This is a genomic window from Micromonospora sp. CPCC 206061 (assembly GCF_036906915.1).
In the GTDB taxonomy this organism is placed as follows: domain Bacteria; phylum Actinomycetota; class Actinomycetes; order Mycobacteriales; family Micromonosporaceae; genus Phytohabitans.
The window spans coordinates 1-1,795 of sequence record NZ_JBAKHX010000192.1 but is presented as its reverse complement, the minus strand read 5'-3'; the positions used below and the strand labels follow the sequence as shown (position 1 = coordinate 1,795).

The following is a 1,795-nucleotide window of genomic DNA, read 5'->3' as shown; positions in this document are numbered from 1 at the left end:
GCACGTGGTTGGATCTCTTTTCCGCGTGCATTTGCCCTTGATCGATGCGGATCTCCTTGATCGGCGTGCCGTGCCGTGCCGTGCCGCGCCGGCGTGCGGTTGCGTGCCAGGCCCGCGGTGCACCGCGGGCTCGATCAGCGACGCCGGGCAGGCAAGGCCGCGCGCCGCCCACGACGGCGCGGCGGGCAGGCGCGGCGCCCCGGCCCCGAGCGGGTACGGCGGGACCCAAGGTCCAAGCCCCACCAGGCGGAAGAGGCCGGCGGTCACGGAGACGGGTCGGCGACCGCGCCGTCTGCGGGCTCGGGGGACAGGGGGCGCGCTCCGGCGGCGGGGAGGACGGCGGGCCCTCGGTCGGCGCGGTCGTGCGCGTCGCCGGGGACGAAGGGGCGGCCGTCCGGGTCGAACGCGGACTGGACCGCGTGGGGCTGCGGCTAGGGGGGCGCGTCAGGCCGGCTCGCTGGTGATCGCCGGCGCGGGCAGCGGAGCGGCCGAGACCACCGTGAGCTGAAGCGCGTACACGCGGTTGCCGCCGGCGACGTACAGCACCCCGCTGGACAGCGCGGTGCCCGCGACCGCGCCCTCGGTCGTGAACTGCCACAGCGGGGCCCCGCTCGCCGCCTCCAGGGCGTACAGCGTCCCGGCGCGGCTGCCGACGTACAGCACGCGGTCGGCGATGAAGGGCGAGGCCGAGATCGGACCGCCGCCCTCGACCGTGTACCGCCACCGAAGGGTGCCGTCGGTCGCGTTCACCGCATAGACCAGGCCATCCGACGCGCCGAAGTAGACGGCGCCGCCGTCGGCGAGCGGCGCGGTGGTGACGGCGCCGGTGGCGGGAAACGTCCAGCGGACCTTGCCGCTCCCGGCGTCCAGCGCGTGCACGAGCCGCCCGGCGCTGCCGACGAAGAGCAGCCCGCCCGCCGCCGCGGGTGCGGAGAGCCCGTCGCCGATCGGGGTCGCCCACCGGCGATCGCCCGAGCCGGCATCGACCGCGTACACCCGGCCGTCGCCGCCGGACGCGTAGACGGTGTCGCCCGAGATTGCCGGCGTCGTAGCGATAGCTCCACCGTCGCGGAACCGCCATCGTTGCCGGCCGTCCAGCCGGAACGCGTACAGCCCGCCGTCGCCGCCGACATAGAGGGCGTCACCGGTGACCACCGGGGAGGACGTGGAGCCCGACGCAGCCCGTACCCGCCAGCGTTGCGCCCCGTCGGCCGCGCTGATCGCGTGCACCATGCCGTCCTGGCTGGCGACGTAGACGACCCCGTCGCGGACCTGCGCGGCGTTCACCGGTGCGCCCGCGTCATAGCGCCAGCGCTCCGCGCCGGTCGCCCGGTCGATCGCGTGGACCTTGCCACCCCCGCCGCCGACGTACACCGCGTCACCGGCAACGGCCGGGCGGCCGCTGGCTGGACTTCCCACGTCGTACGACCACACGTGGGCGGGCTTCCCGGGCACGGTGGGCGCCTGGGTGCCGGTGTTGCTGGTCGGGCCGCCGGTCGTCTTGTCGGCCGGCTGCTCGCCCAGCGGCCAGGCCAGCACCGCCGCGGGGGCGGCGATCAGGAGGAGCCCGGCGATCCCGGCGACCAGCCACCGCCGCCTCCCGCGCAGCAGGTCGGCCAGCCGGCGCCGCCACGCGGCCAGCGCCGGCGGCAGCTGCCTCGGACGGCTGGGCGCAGGGGTGGCAGCGGGCCGCACCCGCGCTGTGCCCATCGGGGAGGGGTTCCCCGGCGCGGGTTCCGCGCCCCCAGCGCCGCCCGCCGCTGCCGGCCTGGCCGGCGCCACCGCGCGGTTGGCG

1 protein-coding gene is annotated in these 1,795 nt (G+C 77.3%); it reads right to left on the bottom strand.

The features are described 5' to 3' along the window. Positions 1–444: 444 nt before the first annotated feature. A partial coding sequence (locus V6V89_RS41270; protein WP_334625193.1) for an outer membrane protein assembly factor BamB family protein occupies positions 445–1,795 on the bottom strand: 1,351 nt, incomplete at its 5' end.